This window comes from Antricoccus suffuscus (assembly GCF_003003235.1).
Lineage (GTDB): Bacteria > Actinomycetota > Actinomycetes > Mycobacteriales > Antricoccaceae > Antricoccus > Antricoccus suffuscus.
Genome location: NZ_PVUE01000002.1, coordinates 119,981 through 145,833, shown reverse-complemented (window position 1 = coordinate 145,833; position 25,853 = coordinate 119,981). Strand labels below are relative to the sequence as shown.

Annotated in this window: 20 protein-coding genes; 8 read left to right on the top strand and 12 right to left on the bottom strand. The window is 64.4% G+C overall.

Annotated elements, in window-relative coordinates; genetic code table 11:
* Position 1: 1 nt before the first annotated feature.
* The 3 genes from CLV47_RS03480 to CLV47_RS03470 form a co-directional block, all read right to left on the bottom strand.
* Positions 2 to 451 (bottom strand): nitroreductase family deazaflavin-dependent oxidoreductase, encoded by a 450-nt coding sequence (locus CLV47_RS03480; RefSeq protein WP_106347610.1) that lies wholly within the window; start codon positions 449 to 451, stop codon positions 2 to 4.
* Positions 452 to 736: 285 nt separating this feature from the next.
* Positions 737 to 1,696 carry an electron transfer flavoprotein subunit alpha/FixB family protein gene (locus tag CLV47_RS03475; protein ID WP_106347609.1) on the bottom strand — a complete coding sequence of 320 codons (960 nt, stop codon included), beginning with the start codon at positions 1,694 to 1,696 and terminating at the stop codon, positions 737 to 739.
* Between the two features lie 24 nt (positions 1,697 to 1,720).
* Positions 1,721 to 2,503, bottom strand: coding sequence for an electron transfer flavoprotein subunit beta/FixA family protein (locus CLV47_RS03470; protein ID WP_106347608.1), 783 nt, complete (start codon positions 2,501 to 2,503; stop codon positions 1,721 to 1,723).
* A 350-nt stretch (positions 2,504 to 2,853) separates the two neighbouring features.
* On the opposite strand from CLV47_RS03470, the gene CLV47_RS03465 reads away from it, so the two are divergent.
* Positions 2,854 to 3,207 (top strand): hypothetical protein, encoded by a 354-nt coding sequence (locus CLV47_RS03465; protein ID WP_146135268.1) that lies wholly within the window; start codon positions 2,854 to 2,856, stop codon positions 3,205 to 3,207.
* A 30-nt stretch (positions 3,208 to 3,237) separates the two neighbouring features.
* On the opposite strand, the gene CLV47_RS03460 is transcribed toward CLV47_RS03465, so the two are convergent.
* Entirely contained in the window at positions 3,238 to 4,017 is a 780-nt protein-coding gene (locus CLV47_RS03460) for an enoyl-CoA hydratase/isomerase family protein (RefSeq protein WP_106347606.1), read from the bottom strand.
* A gap of 94 nt (positions 4,018 to 4,111) precedes the next feature.
* Complete coding sequence (locus CLV47_RS03455) at positions 4,112 to 4,900, bottom strand: ABC transporter ATP-binding protein (protein WP_177557477.1); 789 nt, start codon at positions 4,898 to 4,900, stop codon at positions 4,112 to 4,114.
* A 159-nt stretch (positions 4,901 to 5,059) separates the two neighbouring features.
* Between CLV47_RS03455 and CLV47_RS03450 the strand changes: the two genes are divergently transcribed.
* From CLV47_RS03450 to CLV47_RS21960, 3 genes are all read left to right on the top strand, one after another.
* The gene (locus CLV47_RS03450; RefSeq protein WP_170110943.1) at positions 5,060 to 5,521 is read left to right on the top strand and encodes a 6,7-dimethyl-8-ribityllumazine synthase; all 462 of its coding nucleotides are present in this window, start codon (positions 5,060 to 5,062) and stop codon (positions 5,519 to 5,521) included.
* 65 nt (positions 5,522 to 5,586) lie between these two features.
* Positions 5,587 to 6,480, top strand: coding sequence for a protein kinase domain-containing protein (locus CLV47_RS03445; protein ID WP_106347603.1), 894 nt, complete (start codon positions 5,587 to 5,589; stop codon positions 6,478 to 6,480).
* Positions 6,477 to 7,943 carry an FHA domain-containing protein gene (locus tag CLV47_RS21960; protein WP_170110942.1) on the top strand — a complete coding sequence of 489 codons (1,467 nt, stop codon included), beginning with the start codon at positions 6,477 to 6,479 and terminating at the stop codon, positions 7,941 to 7,943. The genes CLV47_RS03445 and CLV47_RS21960 overlap by 4 nt, the downstream gene beginning before the upstream one ends.
* Here CLV47_RS21960 and glgP read toward each other — a convergent pair.
* Positions 7,920 to 10,481: an alpha-glucan family phosphorylase gene (glgP, locus tag CLV47_RS03430; protein WP_106347600.1), complete on the bottom strand. Its 2,562-nt coding sequence runs from the start codon at positions 10,479 to 10,481 to the stop codon at positions 7,920 to 7,922. The genes CLV47_RS21960 and glgP overlap by 24 nt on opposite strands.
* A gap of 142 nt (positions 10,482 to 10,623) precedes the next feature.
* On the opposite strand from glgP, the gene CLV47_RS03425 reads away from it, so the two are divergent.
* Genes CLV47_RS03425 through CLV47_RS03415 form a run of 3 tightly spaced genes read left to right on the top strand, consistent with a single transcriptional unit; the run spans position 10,624 to position 16,427 of the window.
* Positions 10,624 to 12,699: an alpha-1,4-glucan--maltose-1-phosphate maltosyltransferase gene (locus CLV47_RS03425; protein ID WP_238145198.1), complete on the top strand. Its 2,076-nt coding sequence runs from the start codon at positions 10,624 to 10,626 to the stop codon at positions 12,697 to 12,699.
* A complete protein-coding gene (glgB, locus tag CLV47_RS03420) occupies positions 12,696 to 14,984 on the top strand; it encodes a 1,4-alpha-glucan branching protein GlgB (RefSeq protein WP_177557475.1) in 2,289 nt (762 codons plus the stop codon). The genes CLV47_RS03425 and glgB overlap by 4 nt, the downstream gene beginning before the upstream one ends.
* 39 nt (positions 14,985 to 15,023) lie before the next feature.
* Positions 15,024 to 16,427 carry a neutral zinc metallopeptidase gene (locus CLV47_RS03415; RefSeq protein ID WP_106347599.1) on the top strand — a complete coding sequence of 468 codons (1,404 nt, stop codon included), beginning with the start codon at positions 15,024 to 15,026 and terminating at the stop codon, positions 16,425 to 16,427.
* A 445-nt stretch (positions 16,428 to 16,872) separates the two neighbouring features.
* Here the strand turns inward: CLV47_RS03415 and CLV47_RS03410 are convergent, their stop codons facing one another.
* Positions 16,873 to 18,255, bottom strand: coding sequence for an MFS transporter (locus CLV47_RS03410; RefSeq protein ID WP_202862366.1), 1,383 nt, complete (start codon positions 18,253 to 18,255; stop codon positions 16,873 to 16,875).
* Positions 18,256 to 18,320: 65 nt separating this feature from the next.
* Here CLV47_RS03410 and CLV47_RS03405 point away from each other — a divergent pair, with 65 nt between their 5' ends.
* Positions 18,321 to 19,109: an ArsR/SmtB family transcription factor gene (locus tag CLV47_RS03405; RefSeq protein WP_202862365.1), complete on the top strand. Its 789-nt coding sequence runs from the start codon at positions 18,321 to 18,323 to the stop codon at positions 19,107 to 19,109.
* Here CLV47_RS03405 and CLV47_RS03400 read toward each other — a convergent pair.
* The 5 genes from CLV47_RS03400 to CLV47_RS03380 all read right to left on the bottom strand — a co-directional run bounded on the left by CLV47_RS03400 (position 19,080) and on the right by CLV47_RS03380 (position 25,746).
* Positions 19,080 to 20,474, bottom strand: coding sequence for an amidase (locus CLV47_RS03400; protein WP_106347597.1), 1,395 nt, complete (start codon positions 20,472 to 20,474; stop codon positions 19,080 to 19,082). The genes CLV47_RS03405 and CLV47_RS03400 overlap by 30 nt on opposite strands.
* Positions 20,475 to 20,512: 38 nt before the next feature.
* Positions 20,513 to 22,018: an asparagine synthase B gene (gene asnB, locus CLV47_RS03395; protein ID WP_202862364.1), complete on the bottom strand. Its 1,506-nt coding sequence runs from the start codon at positions 22,016 to 22,018 to the stop codon at positions 20,513 to 20,515.
* Between the two features lie 113 nt (positions 22,019 to 22,131).
* Positions 22,132 to 23,097, bottom strand: a complete 966-nt coding sequence (locus CLV47_RS03390) for a tetratricopeptide repeat protein (RefSeq protein ID WP_238145197.1) — start codon at positions 23,095 to 23,097, stop codon at positions 22,132 to 22,134.
* 50 nt (positions 23,098 to 23,147) lie between these two features.
* Positions 23,148 to 23,894 (bottom strand): maleylpyruvate isomerase family mycothiol-dependent enzyme, encoded by a 747-nt coding sequence (locus CLV47_RS03385; RefSeq protein WP_106347596.1) that lies wholly within the window; start codon positions 23,892 to 23,894, stop codon positions 23,148 to 23,150.
* 103 nt (positions 23,895 to 23,997) lie between these two features.
* Positions 23,998 to 25,746: a coenzyme B12-dependent isobutyryl-CoA mutase large subunit gene (locus tag CLV47_RS03380; protein ID WP_106347595.1), complete on the bottom strand. Its 1,749-nt coding sequence runs from the start codon at positions 25,744 to 25,746 to the stop codon at positions 23,998 to 24,000.
* Positions 25,747 to 25,853 lie beyond the last annotated feature (107 nt).

The window sequence follows — 25,853 nt, the reverse complement described above, 5'->3', positions numbered from 1 at the left end:
TTTATTCGGCGTCCGCGCCGATCGGCTCGAGGAGAAACACCGGAATCACTCGAGTCGTCTTCTTCTGGTAGTCGGCGTAGTCGGGGTACGCCGCGACGCAGCGCTCCCACCAGATGTCTTTTTCCGCGCCGGTGATTTCCCGCGCGCGCATGTCTTGCTTGACAGTTGCATCCTGCACTTCGACGTGCGGATTGGTTTTGAGGTTGTAGTACCAGACCGGATGCTTAGGAGCCCCACCGAGCGATGCCACGGCGGCGTACGTGCCCTCGTGTTCGACCCTCATCAACGGGTTCTTGCGTAGTTTCCCGGTCTTCGCGCCGACCGACGTCACGACGATGACCGGCCGCCCGCCCACAGTCGTCGACTTCGTCCCGCCCGACGCTTCGATTCTCTCGGCCTGGTCGGCCGCCCAGCCCAACTGTCCGCGTTCGTATTCCCCTTTAAGTGGCATGCCTCCATTCAACACCCACCGTCCGCGACTTTGTCCCCGCCATCCGCGGGAAGCAATCGCTGCCGGCCGTGCCCCGCTTCGTCGTAACCATCGCACAAATGTATGGTTTGGCAGCGCCGATCTCGAAATCTTGCTGTCGAACAGCACATTTGTACGATCCAGACCGAGTCGTCGGGCCAGCCGCTTGTCATGCGAAAGTCCCCCTTGTCACACCTTTATGGGCGTGACAAGGGGGACTTTCGCATCGACTAGGAGCCCGAGCGCGGTGGTCCGGGCGTTAGGTCCCTAGCCCTTGTGCTTCTTCACTTCTTCGGTTGCCTGCGGTACGACGTTGAACAGGTCGCCGACAACACCAAAGTCGGACAGCTCGAAGATCGGGGCCTCCGCGTCTTTGTTGATCGCGACGATCGTCTTCGAGGTCTGCATGCCCGCGCGGTGCTGGATCGCGCCGGAGATGCCGGCCGCGACGTAGAGCTGCGGCGAAACCGTCTTGCCGGTCTGGCCGACCTGGAACTGGTGCGGGTAGAAACCAGAGTCGACGGCGGCACGCGAAGCACCGACCGCGGCACCGATCGAGTCGGCGAACGCCTCGATGACGGCGAAATTGTCCGCGCTGCCAACGCCGCGACCACCGGAGACGATCTTGCCGGCCTCGGTGAGCTCGGGACGCGAACCGCCGGACTCGGTCACCCGGTCGACGATCTGGGCCTTCTTAGCGTTGTCCGAGACGGTCACCGCGATGTCTTCGCGGGCACCGGCACCGGCCTGCGTGCTGACCGTGATCGAGTTGGGCCGGAGGGTGACGATGGACAGACCCGTCTTGACCTTGGACTTGACGCTGACGCCGCCGGCGAAGATCGACTGGGTTGCGACACCTTCGCCGTCGAGGTCCACTGCGTCGGTCAGCAGCCCGTTGCCGGTCTTGACCGCGAGGCGGCCCGCGATCTCTTTGCCCTCGGTCGTCGAGCCGATGAGTACGGCGGCCGGCGACTTCTCGGACACGAGCTGGGCGAGAGCCTCGACCTTGGGCGCAACCGAGTAGTTGACTACGTCATCGGACTCAACTGCGTAGATCTTCTCGGCGCCGTTCTCGGTGAGAGCCGCGGCAAGGGCGTCGGTCGTACCGGCGGCGCCGATGACGACCGCGCTTGGCTCACCGAGTCCGCGAGCGGCGGTAAGCAGCTCGAGGGTCGCCTTCTTCAGGGCACCATCGGCAGCTTCTACGAGTACAAGTACTTCACTCATTGATATCTCTTCCCTGTCCTCTGCCTAGATAAGTTTCTGGCCCACGAGGTACTCGACGAGCTTCACGCCGCCGTCGCCCTCGTCGGTGATCGCCTGGCCGGCCTGACGCGGCGGACGTGGCGCCCACTCGATGACCTCGGACCAGGAGTTCTCGAGTCCGACCTCGCCGGCGTCGACGCCGGTGTCGGCGAGCGCGAGGGTGTCGATCGGCTTCTTCTTGGCCTGCATGATGCCCTTGAACGACGGGTAGCGCGGCTCATTGATGGTGTCCCAGACGCTGATAACAGCAGGCAACTGGCCCTTGACCACTTCGTAACCGCCATCGACCTGACGCTCGGCGGTAACCTCGGTGCCCTCGAACGTGAGCTTCCGTGCGCTGGTCAGCTGGGTCGCGCCGGTGATCTCGGCAAGCATTGCCGGGATCACGGTGACACGGCCGTCGGTCGACTCGGCGCCGCTGATCACGATGTCCCACTCGAGCTTGCCGAGCGCGCCCGCGATGACCTTGGCCGTCGCGATGGCGTCAGAGCCGTGAATCGCGGGGTCGGTCACGTGCACACCCTTGTCGGCACCCATTTGCAGTGCCTTGCGGATCGTGTCGGTCGCCGACTCGGGGCCCACCGAAAGAACGGTAACTTCACCGTCGCCTTGGTTTTCCTTTATTAGGAGAGCTTCCTCGATGGCGTATTCGTCCATCTCGTTAAGGACGAGATCGGCGTTTTCGCGATCAACTGTGTTGTCACTGTCTTTGAGTGTGCGCGGGTTGCCTGAATCAGGAACCTGCTTCACAAGTACGACGATGTTCATCGTCAGACGAACCTCCTGTGGGCGGGATGAACCGCAATGGTTTCATGCCGATACGGATGTGAAAATGCATGGCAGCGGTTTTCGCGCCGACACCAGACGTTATCTGATGAACGCGTGCTAATCGCAGCCGCGGACCCATGTTACTCGGCAGTAGGACGACGGCGTTCACCGATTGAGCCGCGCAACCGGCCGAGATTGCCTACCACACAAGAGATTTAGGCGACCCTCACCCGGTCGCGTCGGCTCGCGCATCGGGACGGGGTGACTAATTGCATATCCTCGATGCCGCAGCCAGGGCCGATTCGCGTCCCCGGTTCCTCACGCCGCCCCACCATCCGCAGCGACGTAGCATGACAACCGACCAAGGACATCCCACAACAGACGATCCGAGGACCCGCGTGGAAAAAGGCGAACGACTCACTGGCCGCTGGCGCGCAATTGCGACCGTAGTGAGTTTGTGCTGGATCGTCACGGCGGTCCTCATGGTGCTGCTGACGGCGAGCGGCGCGGCGCACAAGCTGACCGGGATCGCCCTAATCGTCGCGATGTTGGCCGGGTTGCCGGTTCTTACGCTCTTGAAGAATCTCGCCAATCGGCTCGCCGAGGGTGCGATCCAGCCGCAAGATGACAGCAAGGAGCGCACCCTCACGGGCGTAACTGTGCTCATGCTGGTCGCGGCATGGGCGCTACACCTGTTCTCGTAGCGCGCCAGCCGCGAGCGCGTACCACCGGCGTTAGCGGCCGGTGAATTTCGCCTTACCGGGACCGTTGTCGATGAACGACTGCATACCGTTCTTCTGGTCCTCGGTGGCGAACAGGGCCGCGAACAGCTGGCTTTCCAGCTTCAGCCCAGAGGCGAGGTCGCCGTTGAGCCCGCCGTCCACGGCCGCCTTCACGGCGCGCAGCGCCATCGACGCACCGCCGACGAACTGACCAGCCCACTTCTTCGCCTCGTCGTACACCGATGCGGCCGGCACGACCTTGTCGGCGAGCCCGATCCGAAGTGCTTCGTCGGCGTCGACGAAACGCCCGGTGTAGCAGATGTCTTTGGCCTTGGCCGGGCCGACGAGCCGGGACAGTCGCTGGGTGCCACCGGCGCCGGGGATGATGCCGAGCAGGATCTCCGGCTGGCCGAGCTTCGCATTGTCGGCGACGATGCGAATATCGCAGCACATCGACAGTTCGAGACCGCCACCAAGCGCGTAGCCGGTAATCGCGGCAACGGTCGGCTTCGGTAAGTCGGCGAGTGCGGTGAACGACGATGACAGCGCATCTGCGCGTGCCGACATGTCTCTGAAGCTCATCGGCTGCATCTCTTTGATGTCCGCGCCCGCGGCGAACACTTTCTCCCCGCCGTACACGATGACGGCCTTGATGTCATCGTTGGCGCCGGCTTCGTGTGCGGCGGACCGAATGTCTTCCTGGACGTTCTTGTCCAAGGCGTTCATCGGGGGACGGTTGAGCCGGATCGTACCGACCCCGTCTTCGACCTCAAGTGTCACGAACTCGCCCATGGTGGTCCTTTCAGCTGTGATTAATTGGTGGTTATTGCGCTAAATCCTGAGCTGCTTTGCATCCTGACCTGCTTTTGCGACCGGGTTACCTGGGCTAGGCCACCGAGGCAAAGAACCGGCCGCGACGCTTGGAGAGATACACCTCGACGCCGAACGTGTCGAAGATCGCTTGCTCGCTCATCTGGTCATCGAGCAGACCTTCCCGTACGACGCTGCCATCGCGCAGCATCATGACGTTGGTGAATGCGCGCGGAATCTCTTCGACGTGGTGGGTGACCAGCACCATCGCCGGAGCGTCCGCGTCCGCGGCGAACTCGCTGAGCCGCGCGAGCAGGTCTTCGCGGCCGGTCAGGTCGAGGCCGGCGGCCGGTTCATCGAGCAGCAGCAGCTCCGGATCGGTCATCAGCGCACGACAGATCTGGACCCGCTTGCGCTCTCCTTCGCTGAGGGTGCCGAACTGACGATCGGCCAGCCGCTCCACGCCCCACTGCCGCAGCAACGTACGGGCCCGGTCGTGGTCGATGTCGTCGTACGCCTCGCGCCAACGGCCCATGACCGAGTAGCCGGCTGACACGACGATGTCCGAGACGTGCTCTGCCGGGGGGATCCGCGATGCGAGTGCGGCCGACGCGAGCCCAATCCGGGGCCGAAGGTCAAACACGTCGACCTTGCCTAACCGGTCGCCAAGCAGCGTGACCGTGCCCGATGACGGATGCATCTGCGCGGAGGCCAGTTTGAGGAGAGTCGTCTTGCCGGCACCGTTCTTACCGAGGATCACCCAGCGCTCGTCGAGCTCCACGCGCCAGTTGATCTGGTCGAGAAGAACGTTGGTGCCGCGTCGTACCGAGACGTCTTGCATGTCGATGACCAGATCAGAATCCATTGCCTCGTCAATCATCGGAATTAATGGCGGCAGGACCATCAAACCGTACGACGGCCCGCCGCACGCACCCACCCCGGCTGCAGCGGGCACACCCGAGTGCCCGACCACGAAACGTGTGATGGGATGGCACCGACCGCACAATTACCAAGGGAGAGCCCGATGAGCACGCAAGCTAACGACCAGGTGGGTGCCCGCATCGCCATCGTCTCCTCGCAGTGGCACAACGAGATTGTCGACGAGGGCGTCCGGGGCTTCCGCGAATCGCTCACCCAACTGCGTGACTGCACCGTCGAGGAGTACGCCGTCCCCGGCGCCTTCGAGATCCCGCTGCACGCGCTGCGCTTGGCACAGACCGGGAGGTACGCCGCGATCGCGACCTGCGGCCTGATCGTCGACGGCGGGATTTACCGTCACGAGTTCGTCTCCACCGCGGTCATCGACGGTCTGATGCGGGTGCAGCTCGATACCGGCGTACCGGTGTTCTCCGCCGTCCTGACGCCGCACCATTTCCATGAGCATGCCGACCATGCGGGCTTCTTCAAGGCACATTTTCGGACCAAGGGCACCGAGCTCGCGCGCGCCTGCCATACGACGCTGCTGAGTCTGGACGCCCTGCGCTGAGATGCCAAACGAACGCGGTTCAACGACTCGACCGTTAGAGTCGTAGTTCTATAGGAGGTCATGTGATGGTTCAACCTGGGCCCGCCGACGGTTTCGGCTCACCCGACAGCTCGCAACCGGCCGCCGACGGTGCGCTCCCCACGCCGGTACCGACGACGTATATCGCTGACTTCCGGATCACCAAGAGGCTCGGTCACGGTGGCTCGTTTATGCTCGCCACGCCGCCAGAGCGGCTCGGTGATGTCGGCGGGCAGATTGTCCTCAAAGTATTTCCTACCGAGATCGCCGCCAACGACGAGTCCGCCGTCACCGCCCTCACCGAAGCGCTCCGCGCGATTGCCGCTGTGCACTCGGACTACCTCGTGCAGATGATCGAAGCCGGACGCAACCAAGGCGTCTTCTACTGCGCGATGGAATACCTCGCCGGTGGCAGCCTCGCGGAACCATCGATCCCGTTGACCATGGGCGAAGCGGTCCGGGCGGTGGCCAACGCGGCGCGCGGCGCCCACGCCCTGCACGATGCCGGCATCCCCCATCGCAACATCCACCCGGCAGGGATCATCCTGCACGCCGACGGCGCCAAGCTCGCCGACCCAGGACTCGCGTCGTACCTCAATCCAGGCATGACACTGACCGGACGCCTCGGCGTACCCGAAGTCGACTTCATCTCGCCGGAAATTATCCGCGGCCTGCCGGCATCTCGCGCCACGGACGTATGGTCCCTCGGCGCCACCCTTCATTACGTCGCCTCGGGTAAGTCGATCTTCCCCAACCTGGACCGTTCCAACCCGGTGGCCTCACTGAGCGCCGTACTCAACACGCCACCGACGATCGCCGAGGGGTTGCCACAACCGGTCGACCAGATCGTCCGTCAGTGCATCGATCCCCACCATCCAGACCGTCCCTCCTCCGCCGGCGATCTCGCCGACCGCCTCGACGAACTTTGGAAACGCTCATGAGCCAGCGATACGAAATCACTCCCGGCCCCGGGCTCGTCGCCCGCCACAGCGACTCCATCTTGTGGGTCGGATCTGATCTCGCTCCCGAAGCCTGGGACGCACTCGGCGCCGTGCTCGACGTTGTGCCAGGCACCGACCCCTCCGGCGCAGAGACGGCCGCCTCGCTGGAATCCTTAGCCGCGGTTCTGCGCGAGCATCCGGCGACAACCTTCGCCGCCCTCATCATCTCCGAGGGGCATGCCCAAGGCATCCTGCGTGGCCCGGTCACGGTCTGCAACACCACGGCGGTTGCTCCGGCGACCGGCTACGAGCAGTTCGGCGTCACGGTGCCTTTCGAGATGTCCGAAGCCGTGTACGTCGGCACGGCCGAGGCAACCGGTAACCATCCCTCGATCGCGCAGCTGTTCGACCTTGACGCGGGCGTCGTACCCGGTGGTGGCGCGTGGGTCCATCCCATCACCTCCGGCCACCGTTACGCATCGGGCGCGAGTGGTACGCATTCCGCCATCGACACCGGCACGCACCAAGCGTCCGCGGACACGCCCGCACAGCCAGCCGAGGCACCGCCCGCCGGTGCCGCACTGGCCGGTGCTGCCGTGGCTGCGGGCGGGGTAGCCGCCGGGCTCGGCGCGGTCGCCGCTGACGATCAAGACTCCGATCCGGCACCATCGAGCGACGCACCGACGTCGATACCGAACGACCCTGACGCTACGCAGATGTACACCCGTGACGACCACGAGGACGCGGGTGATGCCGAGTGGGCGCCGACACCGGACAGCCCACCGGCAGCCGAGGAACCTGCCGGTGTCGCAGACTCTGCCGGTGTCGCAGACCCTGCCGGTGTCGCAGACTCTGCCGGTGTCGAAGACCCTGCCGCAGCGGAACCGCCCGTTGCCTCTGACCAATCGCCGGCCGACCTTCCGTCACTGTCTGCCCCGCCCTCTCCGTGGGCGATGCCCAACGTTGCAGCGGGCAGTGAGGCCACCGCCGGCGCGTTCACCCCGTCCGAGGACCATCTGCAGATCGACCTACGCGCCGTCGAGCCCAAGTCGACCGTGCAGCCGCTGCCGCTCATCCCGACCGCTGCGTCCGGTGCTCAGTCTTCGACGCACCGCTCCAGCGTGCTGGTCTTCGACGACGGAAGCACCTTCGCGCTCGACCACGACTACGTGATCGGCCGGCGGCCCGAGCGCCATGAGCTCGTGCAGTCCGGTCAAGCGCGACCGCTGACAGTCGTGGATCCGGACACGGTCCTATCTGGCGCGCATGCCGCATTGCGGCTGCATGGCAACGACGTCTACCTCGAAGACCTCGGTTCGCTGAACGGCTCGCACATCGCGCGGCCCGGGGCCGCGGACTGGACCCGGGTCGAGCCGTTCACGCCCGAACGTCTCGAGCCGGGCACCCGACTGCTGTTTGGCTGGACCGTGGCGACGTATTCAGGCGGTCGAGACCAAGCCTAGATCGGCCGAGGACGCGAGTGCGGCGTTCTGCGGCAGGATCCGGACCGTGTAGCCGAATGCGCCCTGCCGGTCAAGTACGACGTCCGCGGCGTACCAATGGTCATCACCGTCGCCCCCGACAGGTTGCATCTGGGCGTACGCCGGAACGCGCAGCTCATTATCGTCGTCCGGCTTGCCGTAGACGACCTGCACCAGCACGTCGTCCGGGCTCAGGCCGGCCAGGTGAACTTCGGCGCGCACATTCAGATGGCTGCCTAGACCGTGATCGGCGTCGTCACTAGACGACTCGGCGAACGCGACCCTGACCGTCGGCCACGCGGCCCGTACCTTGTTGCACCAGGCAGCAAGCGCCTTGGCTTGGGCAAAGTCGTCGCGCTCGGCCGCCCGTGCGGCAAGCGCAGACGGTGCGTAAAGAGCACGAACATAGTCATTGAGCATCCGAGTCGCGATGACCTTCGGCCCAAGCGATGCGATTGTGTGCCGCACCATGTCGACCCACCCGGTCGGCACCGCATCATCACCGGCAGCGTAGAACAACGGCGCGACCTCTCGCTCAAGCAAATCGTAGAGAGCGGTCGCCTCAAGATCGTCACGCCGGTCGGGATCCTCGACGCCATCAGCAGTGGGGATCTCCCAGCCGTTGCGCCCGTCGTACATCTCATCCCACCAGCCGTCCCGAATCGACAGGTTGAGGCCGCCGTTCAGGGCCGACTTCATCCCAGACGTCCCGCACGCCTCCAGCGGCCGCAGCGGGTTGTTCAACCACACATCACAGCCGGCGTACAGCTCGCGAGCCATCTCGATGTCATAGTCCGGCAGGAACACGATGCGGTGTCGGATTTCCGGGTCATCCGCGAAGCGCACCATCTGTCGGATCAGCTCCTTGCCACCGCCGTCGTCGGGGTGGCTCTTACCCGCCAGCACAATCTGCACCGGGTGGTCCGGGTGCAGCAGCAGCGCGCGCAGCCGTTCGGGGTCGCGCAGCATGAGGGTGAGCCGCTTGTACGACGGCACCCTGCGGGCAAACCCGATCGTCAGGACATTCGGGTCGAACACGGAGCTCGTCCATCCCAACTCGGCCGCGGTCATTCCCCGCTGCAGGGACGAGGCGAAAACCCGGCGGCGTACGTCGGAGACCAACCCATCGCGCAGATCGTTGCGCAGTTCCCACAGCTCGCGAGCCGGGACCTGCTCGATCAGGTCAAAGCCGACGGGCCTGTCCCCCGCCGTCCGCCGAGCCAGGTCGAAGACCTGTGGCGCTACCCACGTCGCGGCGTGCACGCCGTTGGTGACCGAGCCGATCGGAACCTCGCCGCGGTCGAATCCGGGCCATAGGGAGTTGAACATGTCCCGGCTGACGTCGCCGTGCAGTTGGCTGACGCCGTTTGCCCGTGCGGCAAGGCCGAATCCCATGTGCGCCATGTTGAACACCGCGGGGTCGGCTTCGTCACCGAGCGCCACGATCTGGTCGATCGGCACCCCCGGTAGCGCGCGATCATCGCGCAGCACGTCGATCAGCAACGACTTCTCGAAACGGTCGATCCCGGCCGGCACCGGTGTATGAGTGGTGAACACGGTACTCGTCCGGACTGCTTGAAGAGCCTCGTCGAAACGGAGCCCGCGGCCGGTCATCAACTCACGGATCCGTTCCAGGCCTTGAAATCCGGCGTGCCCTTCATTGGTGTGGTAAACCTCCGGCGCGGCGGTCCCCGTAACGGCGCAATAGGCGCGGATCGCGCGCACACCACCTACACCAAGCAGCAGTTCCTGGACGATCCGGTGATCCTTGCCGCCGCCGTACAGTCGGTCCGTGACCGTGCGCAGCGCGGCCGAGTTGGCCTCGATGTCCGAATCGAGCAGCAGCAGCGGAACCCGTCCAACCTGAGCGCGCCACACCTGAGCGTGCAGGACTTGATCTTCGGGCAGGTCGATCGAAATCAGCACGGGGTCGCCCGCGGCATCGATCATCTTGGTCAGCGGCATCCCGTCGGGATCGTGATGCGGATAGGTCTCGCGCTGACCGCCATCCGCGGAGAGCGACTGCGCGAAGTAGCCGGCTCCATACAACAGGCCGACCCCGATGATCGGCACCCCCAAGTCGCTGGCGGCCTTGAGATGATCGCCCGCCAGAATGCCCAACCCGCCGGAGTACTGCGGTAGTACCTCGGTAATGCCGAACTCTGGGGAGAAGTAGGCGATTTGCCGCGGCAATGGCGTACCGGCATCGGTGGCTTTGTCGTTGGCCGCGCCGTACCAGCCGCGATCGTCGAGGTAGTCACGAAGGTCGGCGGCGGAACCGTCGACCATGCGCTTGAAATGTTCGTCGGCGGCCAAAGCGGTCAGTCGGTCGGCGGACACTTCGCCGAGCAGCCTGATCGGATTGTGCCCGCAGGCCCGCCAGAGTTGGGGGTCAATCGACTCAAACAGCGCGCGAGCCGGCTCGTGCCACACCCATCGCAGGTTCATGATCACGTCGTTGAGCGCTGAGATCTCGGGCGGTAGGGATATTCGGACCGTCAAACGGCGGATTGCCTTCACCACGCAAGGTTAACGATCCGCTGTTTCGGGCTGATGACCAGACGACGGCGACCGCGTTACTACCGCCGTACAAGCAGGTGGATATGGCGCGATCAACTGTCGTGTGGTGCCCAAAACAGCATCCGCCTGACAGGATAGGCGCATGACTGCTTCGGGTACTCAGAAGGCAACCGCGGCGATGCGAGACGCCGCCGCGACGGGCCGGATCGCTATCGAGTCGGTCCATCCGACGGTCGAGGACGGGCGATTCAGCGCGCGCGCCGTCGTCGGACAGCGCGTGCGGTTCGCTGCGATCGCCTTCCGCGAAGGCCACGACAAGATCGGCGTCAACCTGCTCCTGACGCCGCCGAAAGTCAAGGGGGGCGGCCGCAAGAACAACGCGCCCATCCTGGTGCCCATGGCACCAGGGGCGCCCGGCACCGACGAATGGCTGGCTCGGGCCAGCGCCGACCGACCAGGTGCCTGGACTTTCTGTATCGAGGCCTGGAGCGACCCGATCGCTACGTGGCGGCACGCGGTCAGCGTCAAATTGGCCGCTGGCCAGGACGCCGCAGAGCTCGCTAACGACCTTGCGCACGGCGTACGGCTGTTACGTACCGCGGCCGAGCAGGTCCCGTCCACCCAACGCAAGATTGTCGCCCGAGCAGAAAAGGCGCTGGCCGACTCCACGACTGCCCTCGCGGCGCGGATCGACGCAGCCCTGGCGTCCGATGTCACCGCCGTCCTGGATCGGTATCCAGTGCGCGAGCTCTTGACTCGCAGCGAGACTTATCCCTTGTGGGTCGACCGGCCTCGTGCGGCGGTCGGTGCGTGGTACGAGTTCTTCCCGCGCTCGACAGGAGGGGTGGACTCCAGCGGGCACCCCGTGCACGGCACGTTTAGCACCGCGATCGACGCGCTGCCGCGGATCTCCGAGATGGGCTTCGACGTCGTCTACCTACCGCCGATCCATCCGATTGGCGAGATCAACCGAAAGGGACCGAACAATACCCTCGACGCCGCTGCCGATGACGTAGGTTCGCCCTGGGCGATCGGCTCTGCCGCAGGCGGTCACGACGCCGTGCATCCGGACCTCGGGACCTTTGACGACTTCGACCGCTTCGTCGACGCGGCAGCGGATCTCGGACTCGAGGTCGCGCTTGACCTCGCGCTGCAGTGCGCGCCGGACCATCCCTGGGTGGCTGCGCATCCGGAGTGGTTCACGACCCTTGATGACGGGACGATCGCCTATGCGGAAAATCCGCCCAAGAAGTACCAGGACATCTACCCGCTCAACTTCGACAACGACGCGGCCGGTCTGTACGCCGAGGTCCTGCGCGTCGTACTGCACTGGGTGAAGCATGGCGTGAAGATTTTCCGCGTCGACAACCCCCACACCAAGCCGATGAACTTCTGGCACTGGCTGATCGCAGAGGTCAAGAAGGCCGACCCCGACGTCGTGTTCCTCGCCGAAGCCTTTACCCGTCCGGCCGTGATGGATGGCTTGGGCAAACGAGGCTTCTCGCAGTCCTACACCTATTTCACCTGGCGTACGACGCGCGAGGAGCTTGAGGAGTTCGGCCGTGATCTCGGCGCGACGGCGCCGTACTTCAACCCCAACCTCTTCGTCAACACGCCGGACATCCTGCACGAGACCTTGCAGTACGGCGGACCGCCGATGTTCAAGATCCGCGCGGTGCTTGCCTCTATGATGGCCAGTTCGTGGGGCATCTACAGCGGCTATGAGATCTTCGAGCACGTCGCGGTCCGGCCCGGCAGCGAGGAGTATCTCGACAGTGAGAAGTATCAGCTGCGCCCACGCGACTACTTACTGGCGCAAGAGCAGGGGCGCAGCCTTGAGAGCTACATCGCCAACCTCAATAGGATCCGGCATGCCTACCCCGCACTCGCAACCGACCCGACCGACATCTACTTCCACCGCAGCGACAACGACCAGCTCCTAGTCTTCTCGCGGCATGACCCGCGCAGTGGGGACGCCGTACTCGTAGTCTGTTCCCTCGATTCGGTCAACACCCAGCGCGCGACCATCGACGTCTCGATGCCGGCGCTCGGCCTCGAATGGACCGACCGTTTCGACGCATACGACGAGATCAGCGGCGCAAGCTGGGACTGGGGGCAGTTCAACTACGTAGAACTGTCACCTTTCAGCGAGCCAGCGCATATCGTGAGTGTCCGGCCACGCCGCGCCGTACCGCCCGTCGATGGGAGCACCACGTGAGCGAGTCCCCAGACAATCCCCGCGACCCTGCTGCGGCCGCCGGCGCGACCAGCAGCTCGAGCTCGGCACGTAGCGCGGACGACGCGGCATCAATCAGCCGGCTGTTGACGCACACGCTGCACGACCCGCACGGCTACCTGGGCGCACATCCAGCCGGCGTCGACCGGTTCGTCGTACGGACGTTCCGGCCCGACGCAATGAGCGTGATTGTGATCGCCGGCGACGAACGCGTTAAGGCCGAAAAAATAGACCCCGCTGGCGTTTTCGCTGCGACGCTTCCTGGATCGGTGCGTGACTACCACCTCGAAGTCACCTATAGGGACACCACCACCAACAACCTCGACACGCATCTGGTCGATGACCCTTACCGGTGGCTACCGACGCTGGGCGAGCTGGACCAACACCTGATCTCCGAGGGCCGTCACGAACGACTCTGGGACGTGCTCGGCGCACACGTACGCGACTACGAAAGCCTGTCCGGCACGGTCTCCGGAGTCTCCTTCGCGGTCTGGGCACCCAATGCGCAAGGCGTCACGGTCACCGGCGACTTCGACTTTTGGTCCGGACTGACCTACCCGATGCGAGCCCTCGGCTCGACTGGTGTTTGGGAGCTATATATCCCCAACGTCAGCGCAGGCGTGCACTACAAGTTTCTGGTGACCGGCCCGGACGGTACGACCGTGGAGAAGGCCGACCCGATGGCGTTCGCGACCGACGCGCCCCCTGAATGGGCCTCGGTAGTGGTCGATTCGTCGTACGCGTGGAACGACCAGACCTGGATGACGTCGCGCGCCGAGACCCCGTGGCACGCCCGCCCGGTCAGCACCTATGAGGTGCACATCGGATCGTGGCGCGCAGGTGCAAACTACCGCGAACTGGCCGATCAGCTGGCCGATTACCTCGACCAGACGGGGTTCACTCACGTCGAACTGATGCCCGTGGCCGAACACCCCTTCGGCGGCTCATGGGGCTACCAGGTTTCGTCGTACTACGCCCCGTCCGCACGGTTCGGTGGACCGGACGATTTCCGCTACCTCGTTGACACGCTGCATCAACGCGGGTACGGCGTCATCATCGACTGGGTCCCGGCGCATTTCCCTAAGGACGCCTGGGCTCTGGGTCGCTTCGACGGAACACCTCTCTACGAGCACGCCGATCCACAGCGCGGCGAACAACCTGACTGGGGCACCTACGTTTTCGACTTCGGGCGGCACGAAGTGCGCAACTTCCTTGTCGCCAATGCGTTGTTCTGGCTTCAGGAGTTCCACATCGACGGCCTGCGGGTCGACGCGGTAGCCTCCATGCTCTACTTGGACTACTCGCGCGAAGAGGGCCAATGGACGCCCAACATTCATGGCGGCCGCGAAAATCTCGAAGCGGTCGCATTGATACAAGAAGTCAACGGCACCGCCTACAAATCCTGTCCGGGGATCATGATGATCGCCGAGGAGTCGACATCGTGGGCAGGCGTCACTCGACCGGTGCACCTGGGCGGCCTCGGGTTCGGCTTCAAATGGGACATGGGCTGGATGCACGACACCCTCGACTACATCGCCCACGATCCGGTCCATCGCGGCTATCACCACCAGCAGATGACCTTCTCGATGATGTACGCGTACTCCGAGAATTTCGTACTGCCTATTAGCCATGACGAGGTCGTGCACGGCAAGGGCTCCTTGTTACGCAAAATGCCCGGTGACCGCTGGCAACAGCTCGCCAACGTCCGCGCGCTACTCGCCTACATGTGGGCGCATCCGGGCAAACAACTGCTATTCATGGGAAGCGAGTTCGCGCAAGACGCCGAATGGTCGGAGTCACGCGGTCTTGACTGGTGGTTGCTGGACGACCCGGCGCACGCCGGCGTACAACGAATGGTCGGCGACATCAACCGCGCCTACCGCGACAGCCCAGCACTGTGGAGCATGGACACCGACCCGGGTGGATTCGCCTGGATCGACGCCAACGACAACCAAAACAATGTGCTGTCCTTCCTGCGGTTCGGCAACGATGGCAGTGCACTCGCCTGTATCGCAAACTTCTCCGGCGTACCGCACCTGGGCTACCGAATCGGGCTGCCTTCTGCAGGCATCTGGGAGGAGCTGATCAACACCGACGCCGATACCTACGGCGGTTCCGGCGTCGGCAATCTCGGCTCAGTCTCCGCAGATGACAGCGGCTTCCACGGCCAGCCGCACTCGGCGACCCTCGCCGTACCGCCGCTGGGCACGGTATGGCTGCGTAAGACACCCGACGCAGTGAATGACTTAGCCGGGCCTGTCACATAGATTGGGGCTTCCGAATACTGATCCCTAAGGAACTGCTCAATGCCATCATCCACATCACGCCGCTCTGTGCGCGCCGCGCTCGTCGCACTGATCGGCGTCGTCGTGCTCGCCGTAGGGGCCGCCTGCACGACGACCGTGGTCGGCCAGGCCAGCTACGCGAACGGGATCAAGAAGACAGCGCCTCAGTCCAACCTCGAGATCAAAGGCTCCGACGGCGGCAAGATTGACAAACTGGTCGCGAACTCGCTGAGCGATATCTTTGCCTACTGGAAAGGGAAGTTCGAGAAGGACTTCGGCAAGAAGTGGAAGCCGATCTCGGGCGGCATCTACAGCTATACCCCCGATCAGAGCGAGAAGATCCCGTGCATCGGCAGCGCCAAGTCGGGCGCGGACAATGCGTACTACTGCCCGTCCGGTGACCTCATCGCCTACGACCGCGACTTCCTGAAGAAGCTCGCAGACCAGTATGGCGACTTCATCGTGCCGCTTATCCTCGCGCATGAATACGGTCACGCGATCCAAGACGAGATCGGCGACACCGGCAACAAAAGCATCGTCGTCGAGACCCAAGCAGACTGCTACGCCGGTGTTTTCGTCAACGCCGCGACCAAGGGCACACCACACTTTTCGGTGACCACCAAGGATCTCGACTCCGTGCTCGCTGGCTACCTACTGTTCCGCGACGAACCGGGCGGCTCCGCGTCACAAGCAGGTTCGCACGGATCCGGTTTCGACCGGGTCAGCGCGTTCCAGGAAGGGTACGTCGACGGCACGCAGGCATGCCTCAAGAACTTCAACGATAAGCGGACATTCACCGAGACGCCGTACACCAGCCCCAACGACGCCGCGAATAAGGGCAATGCGCCGTACAGCAGCATCGGTGGAATCGGCACCGACGAGTTCAACCTCTACTTCGACGAAGTGTTGTCGAAGAAGAACAAGAAATGGAACGAGATCAAGTCCAAACAGTTCGACGGCAACTCGGCATCGTGCGACGGCAAGAAACAGAAACAACTGATATTTCTCTGCACTTCGGATGACACCGTCTATTACGCGGGCACGGACCTCGCCAAAAAGGCGTACGAGAACTTCGGCGACTACGCCGTCGTACAGCTGATGGGCATCGAGTACGCAGATGCCGCACTCAATGTCCTCGGCAATAAGGCCAAGGGGAAAGACCGGCTCACGAAGCAGATCTGCCTGACCGGCACTTATGCCGGCGACGCGTTCCGGCGTACCGCTGAGGGCCAGGCGACACTCGCCGGCAACACGCTGTCCGCCGGCGACCTCGACGAAGCCGTCGCCGTACTGCTCGGTATCGGCTCGTCCAACGTCGTGCTCGACACCCACGAAATGACGGCCTTCGACCGCATCAACGCCTTCCGCAAAGGCGTGCTGTCATCGATCAACACCGGGCCCGACATCGACAGCTGCCTCAAGTAATCCTGCCCGCACCCCACGATCCGTCACGTATGGCTGGCGATCCGTCACTAATGTCCCGCCGTCCGTCACGAATGTCCCGCCGTCCGGCGGTCTCGACGACGCGCTCAACGCCTACCTCGAGACGGCGACTCCCGCGGTCCTGTCCGGGCTCGGACCCCAAGACGCGCTGAAGGCGATCTGCAACCGCATCCTCAACACCAACGGCGTGCCACTATTCCTGGGACGGGCGAGGCGGCTCGCGTCCGCGAGTGGCGGCACGGCCGACCGACCGACCTGAACAAACTGACCCTATTGTGCGGATATCACCACGCCCGTTTCCAGCTACGCGGCTGGAAAAGCCACAGTTACACCACCGCGTCGGACTCCGCGCACACCAACGACAATGAACCACCGACGACAATGACGTGGCGGTGACACGTCTCCCCCTCATCGGGTTACGACTGCATTATCCAGCGGACCTCTCGTGACTATGCTCGATCGCGAATTTCGGTAGGCATACGAGAGTGACAGCGATGGCGCCGATCCACAGCGCGGCGCCAACCACGCCAGCAACCTGGATCCCCGATATGAAAGCAATGCGATGCCCTGGGCTGCCGGTGATCGCTCCGTAGACGGCCGTGCCAAGCGCGCCCGCTGCCTGGCGTGCGGTGTTATTGACGCTGCTGCCGAGCCCCGGCCGTTCTGGCGGTGCAGCGTTCATCGCGGCGGCCACGACCGCGGCCGTGAGCAGCCCCATACCGCAGCCAAGTCCCAGCAACGCCGGAAGCAGAACGGCGTAGCCGCTGTTTGGCGCGAGCGACAGAAGCGACGCAGAGCCCACCGCCCCGATACCGAGGCCGAAGACTATCGGAAGATTTGGCCCGCGCCGCGCCGTCAGCGATCCCGTCAGCGGCGACATCACCGCCAGCGGAACAAACAATGGCAGCATCGCGACTCCACCGACCAACGGCGACAGTCCGCGAGCGTCCTGCAGGTACAAAGTGAGAACGAAGATCGTACCTATACCGACAAAGTTCATCGCGCCAGCGACGGCGTTCGCACCAACAAACGCGCGCGACTTCCACAGCTGCATTGGAAACACCGGCGTATCTGCCCGCCGCTCAACCGCCAGGAATGCGAACACTCCGAGCCCTCCGATCACAGCCGCGGCGACCGTCCCTGCGCTCGCGCCCGTCCGGCCGGCATTGATAACCGCGAAGACAATCGCCGCAAGGCTGACGCCGCCGGTGAGCATTCCGGCTATGTCGAGACGCCCGCCGACGACCCGCAACTTCGGTACCCATTTGACAGTCAGCGCGATGGCGACCGCGACCAGCGGGAGGTTGATCCAGAACACCGCACGCCAACCGGCGCCCGCGACAAGCGCGCCACCTAGCACCGGCCCCGCGGGTAGCGCGAGCGACGAGACCCCAGCCCAGATGCCGATCGCTCGCGCCTGCTCGCGGCGCTTAGGAAATGCACGAGTGATGATCGCAAGTGTGGCCGGAAGCAGCAGTGCACCTCCGATCCCCTGCAGTGCCCGCGCCACGATCAGCACGTCGGTCGCCCACGCCAGCCCGCAGAGTCCAGACCCGATCCCAAAGACCACCAGCCCGCTCAGGACCATCCTGCGGTGCCCGTGTATGTCTCCGAGCGCACCACCGGACAGCAGAAGTGCCGCAAAGGTGATCGTGTAGGCAGTCACGATCCACTGCAACTGTGCGATACCGGCACCCAGGCCGGTCGACATCGCCGGGAGGGCCACGTTGATGACCGTGACGTCCAAGAGGACCAAGAACATGCCGACGCACATAACTACGAGCACTCGATGCGGGCGGGAGATAGTCACGCGCACCATCCTCACCCGCTAACACTTCCACCGCCCTGGAACTGTCGGCGGCCTACGATAGGTATGTGACCACGTCAATCGCTCCCCTTGGCGATGCCGATATCGCTTCTGTAGCGGCATTGTTCGGCGAACCGTCGCGAGCTCGCATCCTTATGGCGCTCGCCGACGGCCGGTCGTTGCCCGCGTCCGTGCTCGCAGCAGAAGCGGGCTTGTCCGCTCCGGCGACAAGCACGCAGCTCACCAAGCTCAGAGAGGCGGGTCTGGTGTACGTCGAGCCGTCCGGTCGGCATCGTTACTACCGGCTCGCCGGACACGAGGTCGCCGCCGTCCTCGAGGCCATGGCTCAGATCGCTCCAGCGAAGCCAATTCGGTCGCTACGCGAGGGGACCCGCGCCAATGCGTTGCGGACCGCGCGTACGTGTTACGACCACCTTGCGGGGCGGCTCGGCGTCTCGATCATGACCTACCTGCTCGGACAACATGCCCTCCAGGCCACCGACGGCGCCGCCGAACCGCGACGACGAACCGGTGATCGCCTGTCCGCGCCTGTCGCACATCACCCTTATCAGCTCGGAAGTAATGCGCCGAGCGTGCTCGAACGTTTCGGCGTCGATCTAGCCGGGCTGCAAAACGACGAAACGACCCGCCGTCCGCTAATGAAGTTCTGCATGGATTGGACCGAGCAACAGCATCATGTGGCGGGTCGGCTTGGCGCGGCCATACGTACGTCGTTCGCGTCCCGCGGCTGGACCACGCAGCGAAGCGGCCAACGCGTCGTGCGGCTGACCGACACCGGGCGGGCGGCCCTCGGTGCTCTTTTCGAGCTATCCGACGGCATATCCGACGTCGGTTGAGCCCTCGATCGAAGCGCCCACCCGATACAGCAACAGATCCTGATCATGCGGCGCCATAATCTGCAGTCCGACAGGCATTCCCGTCTGGTCACTGCGTCCGTGCGGCACCGACATCGCGGGGATACCTGTCAGATTGGCCAAGACGGTCCACCAGTCGGTCTGCGGCGCAGCCATAGGGTCGTCCGAGCCGCGGCCAAGTTTCGGCGCCACCACAGGCATTGTCGGTGAGATGAGCACGGCACACGACTCAAATGCCGCGGCGACCTCCTGCCGCAGGACCTGCACAAGCGCCCACGAGTCTTCGATCTGGCCGCGTGTGCCGAGTACTTGCACACCCTTCCCCCACCGGACCATCGATTCCTCGCCAAGCTTGCCCGCCTCAGCGAGCGGCCCAAGCAGCGAGACGGCCTCCGCCGACGAGATCGCATAGTAAAGACTCAGCCCGTCGCGCGCGCTCGGGATCGAGACTTCCACGATCTCGGCCCCCTGAGCGCACAACTCTTCGACCGATCGTTCAAACGCGCGCAGGATGGTCGGGTAGTTTTCGCGACCCGCCATCTGCGACACGACACCTATCCGGAAGCCGGCCAGCGACTCTTCCCCACCGCGTCGCGCAGCGGCCAGGTAGTTGCCGCCGCCGGCCATCAAACTATGCAGCAGCGCAGTGTCGGCGACTGTTCCGGCCATCGGTCCCGCCTGGTCCAGGCTCGGCGCGAACGGCACGATGCCATGATCGGGAATCGACCCGTACGTCGGCTTGACCCCGACGATCCCGCACTGCGCGGCCGGCTCTCGTATTGATCCGCCGGTGTCGCTGCCGACCGCCCACGGGACCTGTCCGGCCGCTACCGACGCGGCGCTTCCGCCACTTGAGCCGCCCGGCGTACGGGAAAGGTCATGCGGGTTGTGCGTAGACCCGAACGCCGACGACTCCGTCGTCGCACCCATCGCGAACTCGTCCAGGTTTGCCTTGCCCACAAGGATTGCGCCGGCCGCGCGCAGGCGGCGAACGAGCTCGGCGTCGCGATTCGCCGGTGTTGAGCCGAACGCACGCGAACCGGCCGTCGTCACCATGCCGGCGACGTCGATGTTGTCCTTGATCACGATCGGTACGCCGCCGGCCGGGCCGGTCGGATGCCCGCGGCGATGACGCTCATCGTGCTCGGTGGCCGCCGCACGCGCACCATCCTGGTCCACGTACAGCAATGCGTGCACGTCAGATTCGGTGAGCGCGATACGGTCCAGCGATTGTTCGACTACCTGTGTCGCGGAGAGCTCGCCGGTCGAGATCCGCGCCGCCATCCCGACGGCGTCGCGGGCGTCTTCGAGGATGGCCCGGCGGACGGTAGCGGAGGGCGTCGTCATAAGGAAAATGATGCCATCTGAATCGACGCTCCCGCGCGTCAGGCCGTGGCGAACCGGCCTAGAACGCGGCTTGCTCGTACGCCGTCGAGGTGCGCGGCGAAGATCCGCTGGTAGCCGAGTTCCTCACGACTGCGCGCCGGTGGTAGACCGGCAACCCTGGCGGTGCGCCAATCCGCGTCGGGTGCGAGGTCGGCCGCGCGTTGAGTCATGACGTCGGCCGTTCCGCTGCCGTCGCCGAACTGTTCCTTCCGCCGCCACAGAATCTCGTCGGGAATCCAGCCGGCGAATGCCTCGCGCAGGATGGCCTTCTCCTGACCTTGCTCGCCGGGAAGCTTCCACTCGATCGGGACCTTTTGTGCGACCTCGATCAGGTCGAGGTCGAGGAACGGGACACGCGCCTCGAGTCCGTGCGCCATCGTCACGCGGTCACAGCGTTGGAGGTTGAGGTTGTGCAGCCCGCGAACGCTGCGGATGAGCTCGGCTTGCAACTCGTCAGCGTCGGCAATCTCGCGAAGGTGGTCGTAGCCGGCGAACAGCTCGTCTGCGCCTTCGCCCGTCAATACGACCTTCACCGTCTTGGCGGCGACCTCGGCGAGCAGATAGTTGGGTACTGCGCTGCGCACGAGCGACGGCTCGAAGGACTCGATGGACTCCACCACGGTGGGCAGTACGTCGATAACCTCGTCCGCGGTGTAGATCCGTTCGTGGTGCACCAGTCCGAGATGGTCGGCAACGATCCTGGCCGCCGCCAGGTCGGAGCTGTTGGCGGTGCCGGCGGCAAACGAATGAACCTCGCGCCCCTCTGCCTCACGCGCGAGAATGGCCGCGACGAGACTCGAGTCGAGGCCGCCGGATAGGAACACTCCGAGTGGTACGTCGGACATCATCCGGCGCCGTACACCGGTAATGACTGCCTCGCGAATGGCCTCGTGCGCCTCCTCACGAGTGGCGTACTGACGGGTGACCGACTCGATCTCGCCGTACTGCACCAGCCCGTCCTGCGGAGTCCACATGTACCCGGGCGGGAACGCCTCGACGTGCGGCCGCCAATGCGGGTCGAACGCCTGGAGCTCAGATGCGAACGCGACGAGGCCGTCGTACTTGGCCCAATAGAGCGGCTTGATGCCGAGCCGGTCGCGCGCTGCGACGATACTGCCATCTTCACCGGCCACGCAGAACGCAAACATCCCATGTAAATCGGCGATCGCGGTCGCGCCATCGGTCGCCGCGTGCAGCGCTGCCTCGCTGTCCGATCGCGTCCCGTAGGTCACCGAGGACTGGTCGCGTAGGTCTTCGTGGTTGTAGATTTCCCCATTGCAGACAACCCAGTGGGACTCGTCGGTTTTCCCGATCGGCTGGTCGCCGCCTTTGAGGTCGACGATCGACAGTCTCGCGTGGCCGAGCCACGAGCGACCGACGGCACGCATACCGGTCCCGTCAGGCCCTCGATGCTCGAGCCGGGTCAGCATGCGCATGCCAGTCTCAGCAAGTATTCCGGGACGATTTTCGGTGGTCAGGTCGTGAACTACGGCGATGCCGCACACAGGATTACCTCTCGGTGGAATCCTCCTAGTCTACGCGCCCAGGCAGCGAATTATGTCAGCCTAATCGTTGGACCGGCCACAGTCCGTAAAACGACAGCGATGCCACTCGACGATTAGAACAATGCCGAAGCCAGGTTTTGTCGGGCCGTTCGCACCGCCGGCTCGGCGTCGCCAACGATCGCGAACAGTTCGATTAGCCGGCCGCGCGCGCGGTCCTTCGTGTCGTCGTCGCCGGTGCGTACGACGTGCAACAGCCGGTTAAACGCCGCCTCGTAGACTCCGTTCGCGACCTCGAGATCGGCGGCCGTGCACTGCAGCTCGACATCGCCGGGCGCACCGTCGGCAGCGGCCACCGCCTTGTCGAAGTCCGTCCCGCCGGACTGCTCCACGCGCTGCATCAGGTTGACCTGGCGCAGAGCATCGGCGGCAAACGGGTGCTTGGGATCCTCGGCGAGCAGTTGCTCATAGATCGTCTTCGCGCCGTCGAAGTCACCGGCCGCGACGGCATCTTCAGCCTGTGCAAGTCGCGGGTCCTCGGGTGGTTCGGCACCGGCCGGAAGGGCTCCCCCGGCGGCCTCGACGATCGCCTTGAGGAACTCGCGCACTTTGTCCTCGGGCTGTACGCCGTTGAACTCGGCGATCATCTGACCCTGGAAGATCGCCTTGATTGCGGGGATTCCTTGTACGCCGAGGCCCTGCGCTATCCGTTGGTTCTGGTCGACGTCCACCTTGGCAAGAATCCAGGACCCCTCGCCTTCAACTGCGAGCCGCTCGAGGATCGGGCTGAGCTGCTTGCACGGTTCACACCAGGTCGCCCATAGGTCGAGCACGACCGGGGCCTGCATCGACCGCTCGACGACATCGGCCTGAAACGTCTCCTCGGTAACGTCGATGATGTACGGCGAGGCGTTGGCCGCCGCCGGCGCCGCAGCTTCACGCGGGCCAGCCGGCTGCTGACCGTCTGGCGTTGCCGGCGCGTTGCGAGAGGCATCGGCGCGTGCCTTCAACGCACTGAGGTCGACTGCTCCGGACAGGGCCGCCGACAGGGCTGCTTGAGATGTGTTCTGTGGTCTAGTCACGCGTCGATTGTTTCACTGGAGCGCGATTCGTGCACGACCCCGCCTCGCGCCTAAGGAGTCAGCCGCGCGCTGAGGAACTCCTCGGCGAGTTTGCCGTCCCCTTGGATGCGCCATTTTGCATCACGGTCGATCCGCTCCCACAGGCCCAGCGCGAGATCGGCTACGTCGGCTGTGACGGTCACTGCGGCGCCGTTAATGGTTCCGACCTGTACGTCGAACCGGTCCGAATCGGCGCTCAGCAGCCACTTCTGCCCACTGTCTGCGGCCGCGAAGGCGATTGGCGCGGACAGCTGATCGGCCGGCTCACGGCGCATCCGCGGCAGCATCACGTCAAACACCTCAGAGACGTTGTCCGCCGCGAGGACCGGCGAAAATGGCTGCGGCTCACCGATTGCATCCTGCGCGTCATACAGATGCACCGCACTTTCGTGGGCCTGCCGCCGAATCCAGAAGCCCACCGAGCGGGACTGGTCGAGCGTCCAGGACGCCTGCTCGGGGTCGGTGTCAGTGAGCACCTGATGTACGGCGCCGGCCATCTGGGTGAACCACTGATCGAGAGACTGCCCCTCGATCGGAACCTCCCGGTCGACCTTGGGTCCCGCGCCCTCGACGATCTGGCGGCTCCAGCTGTATACACCACCAAGATGTACGCCGAGGTCGCGCAGCGTCCAGTCGCCACAACTACGCACGGGGAGGTCCAGGTCGGCCGATCCGAGGATTTCCGCAAACTCGCCCTGCATTCGAGCGAGTTCTGAAAGATAGCCCTCGGTGCTCAACATCGTCTCTATAGTCGCCATGTCCGCAACTAAAGCACACTGGATCGACGCATGAAACCACAGGACGCCATGCACTCAGGCGGCCATAGAGCAGCCAGCTCGAATGACGTCCCGCGGTGGAGTCTTAGAAGCGGGCCGGCTCCCGGTAGATCCCCCACTCGTCGCGCAGCGCGTTGCAGATCTCGCCCAGCGTCGCCTCGGCGCGTACCGCGTCGAGCATGGCCGGGATCATGTTGCCGTCGGACCGGCCGACCTCGACCATCGCGGCGATACGGGACTTAACCAGCCCGTCGTCGCGCGCCGCCTTGCGCTCGGCCAGCACCCGGCGCTGTTCGACCTCGACTTCATGGCTGACCCGAAGGATCTCCAGTTCGTCGGTCTCGCCGTTGTCTGTCAGTACATTGACGCCCACAACGCGCTTCTCGCCCTTTTCCAGCGCGTTTTGGTAGATGAAGGCCGCGTCGGCGATTTCGGACATAAACCAGCCGTCCTCGATACCGCGCAAGATCCCTGAGGTCATCGGACCGACCTTGTGGTCGGCCTTCTCACCACCGCCGAGTTCGATGATGTGCGCGAAGATCTTCTCCGCCTCGGCCTCGATTTCGTCGGTGAGCGCCTCGACGTACCACGAGCCACCCAGTGGGTCGGCCACGTTGATCACGCCGGTCTCTTCCATGATGACCTGCTGAGTGCGCAGCGCAATTTGCGCGGCCTTGTCGCTCGGCAGTGCTAGGACCTCGTCTAGCGCGTTAGTGTGCAGCGAGTTGGTGCCACCGAGTACGGCGGACAGCGCCTCGATCGCAGTACGCACGATGTTGTTGTCCGGCTGCTGCGCCGTGAGCGAGACGCCCGCGGTCTGCGTGTGGAACCGCAGCCACTGTGCACGATCGGTCTTTGCGCCGTACTTGTCACGCAGCCAGCGCGCCCAAATCCGCCGGGCCGCACGGAACTTCGCGATCTCCTCGAAGAAGTCCAGATGCGCATCGAAGAAGAACGACAGGCCCGGCGCAAAGGTCTCGATGTCGAGTCCCCTCGAGAGGCCGAGCTCTACGTAACCGAATCCGTCCGCAAGCGTGTAAGCCAGCTCCTGAGCGGCCGTCGATCCGGCTTCCCGGATGTGGTAGCCGGAAACGGAAAGCGGCTTGTACGCGGGGATCTCGTTGACGCAGTACTCCATGAGGTCGCCGATCAGCCGCAGATGTGGCTCCGGCTCGAACAGCCATTCCTTCTGTGCGATGTACTCCTTGAAGATGTCCGTCTGCAAGGTGCCATCGAGCTTGCTGATATCGACGCCCTGGCGTTCGGCAGCGACAAGGTACATGCAGAACACCGGTACGGCGGGGCCCGAGATCGTCATCGAGGTGGTGACGTCGTCGAGCTTGATGTCGTCGAAGAGCACTTCCATGTCGGCGGCGCTATCAATGGCGACACCGCAGTGCCCGACCTCACCGAGCGACAAGTCTTCATCGGAGTCACGGCCCATCAGGGTTGGCATATCGAAGGCCACCGACAGGCCACCGCCGCCCGCGCCGAGAATCATCTTGTAGCGCTCGTTGGTCTGCTGGGCGTTGCCGAATCCGGCGAACTGACGGATCGTCCACGGCTTGCCGCGGTAGCCGGTCGCGTGCAGGCCGCGGGTGAATGGAAACTCTCCCGGCCAACCGATCCGCTCGAAGTCCGGCACGCTGCTCTCGTCGGCCGGCCCATAGACCGGATCCACCTCGACGCCGGACAATGTCGTGTAGTCACGCTCGGTGACGCGCCCCTTGTCGACGGCGCTGTCAAACCGTGCCTGCCAGCGATCGCGACCAGACGGCGTACCGGCGGCTGGCGTGATGGCATCGGCTGCGGCGGGGGTGGATTCACTCGTCATGACTGTGTCCGTCCAATCGGATCGTCTCGCGATCTTGCAGGGCGCGATCGAGATGTGGCGACGTAATATCGGGTCTGCCCCTAATAGTAGGACGTCCTAGTAACTGT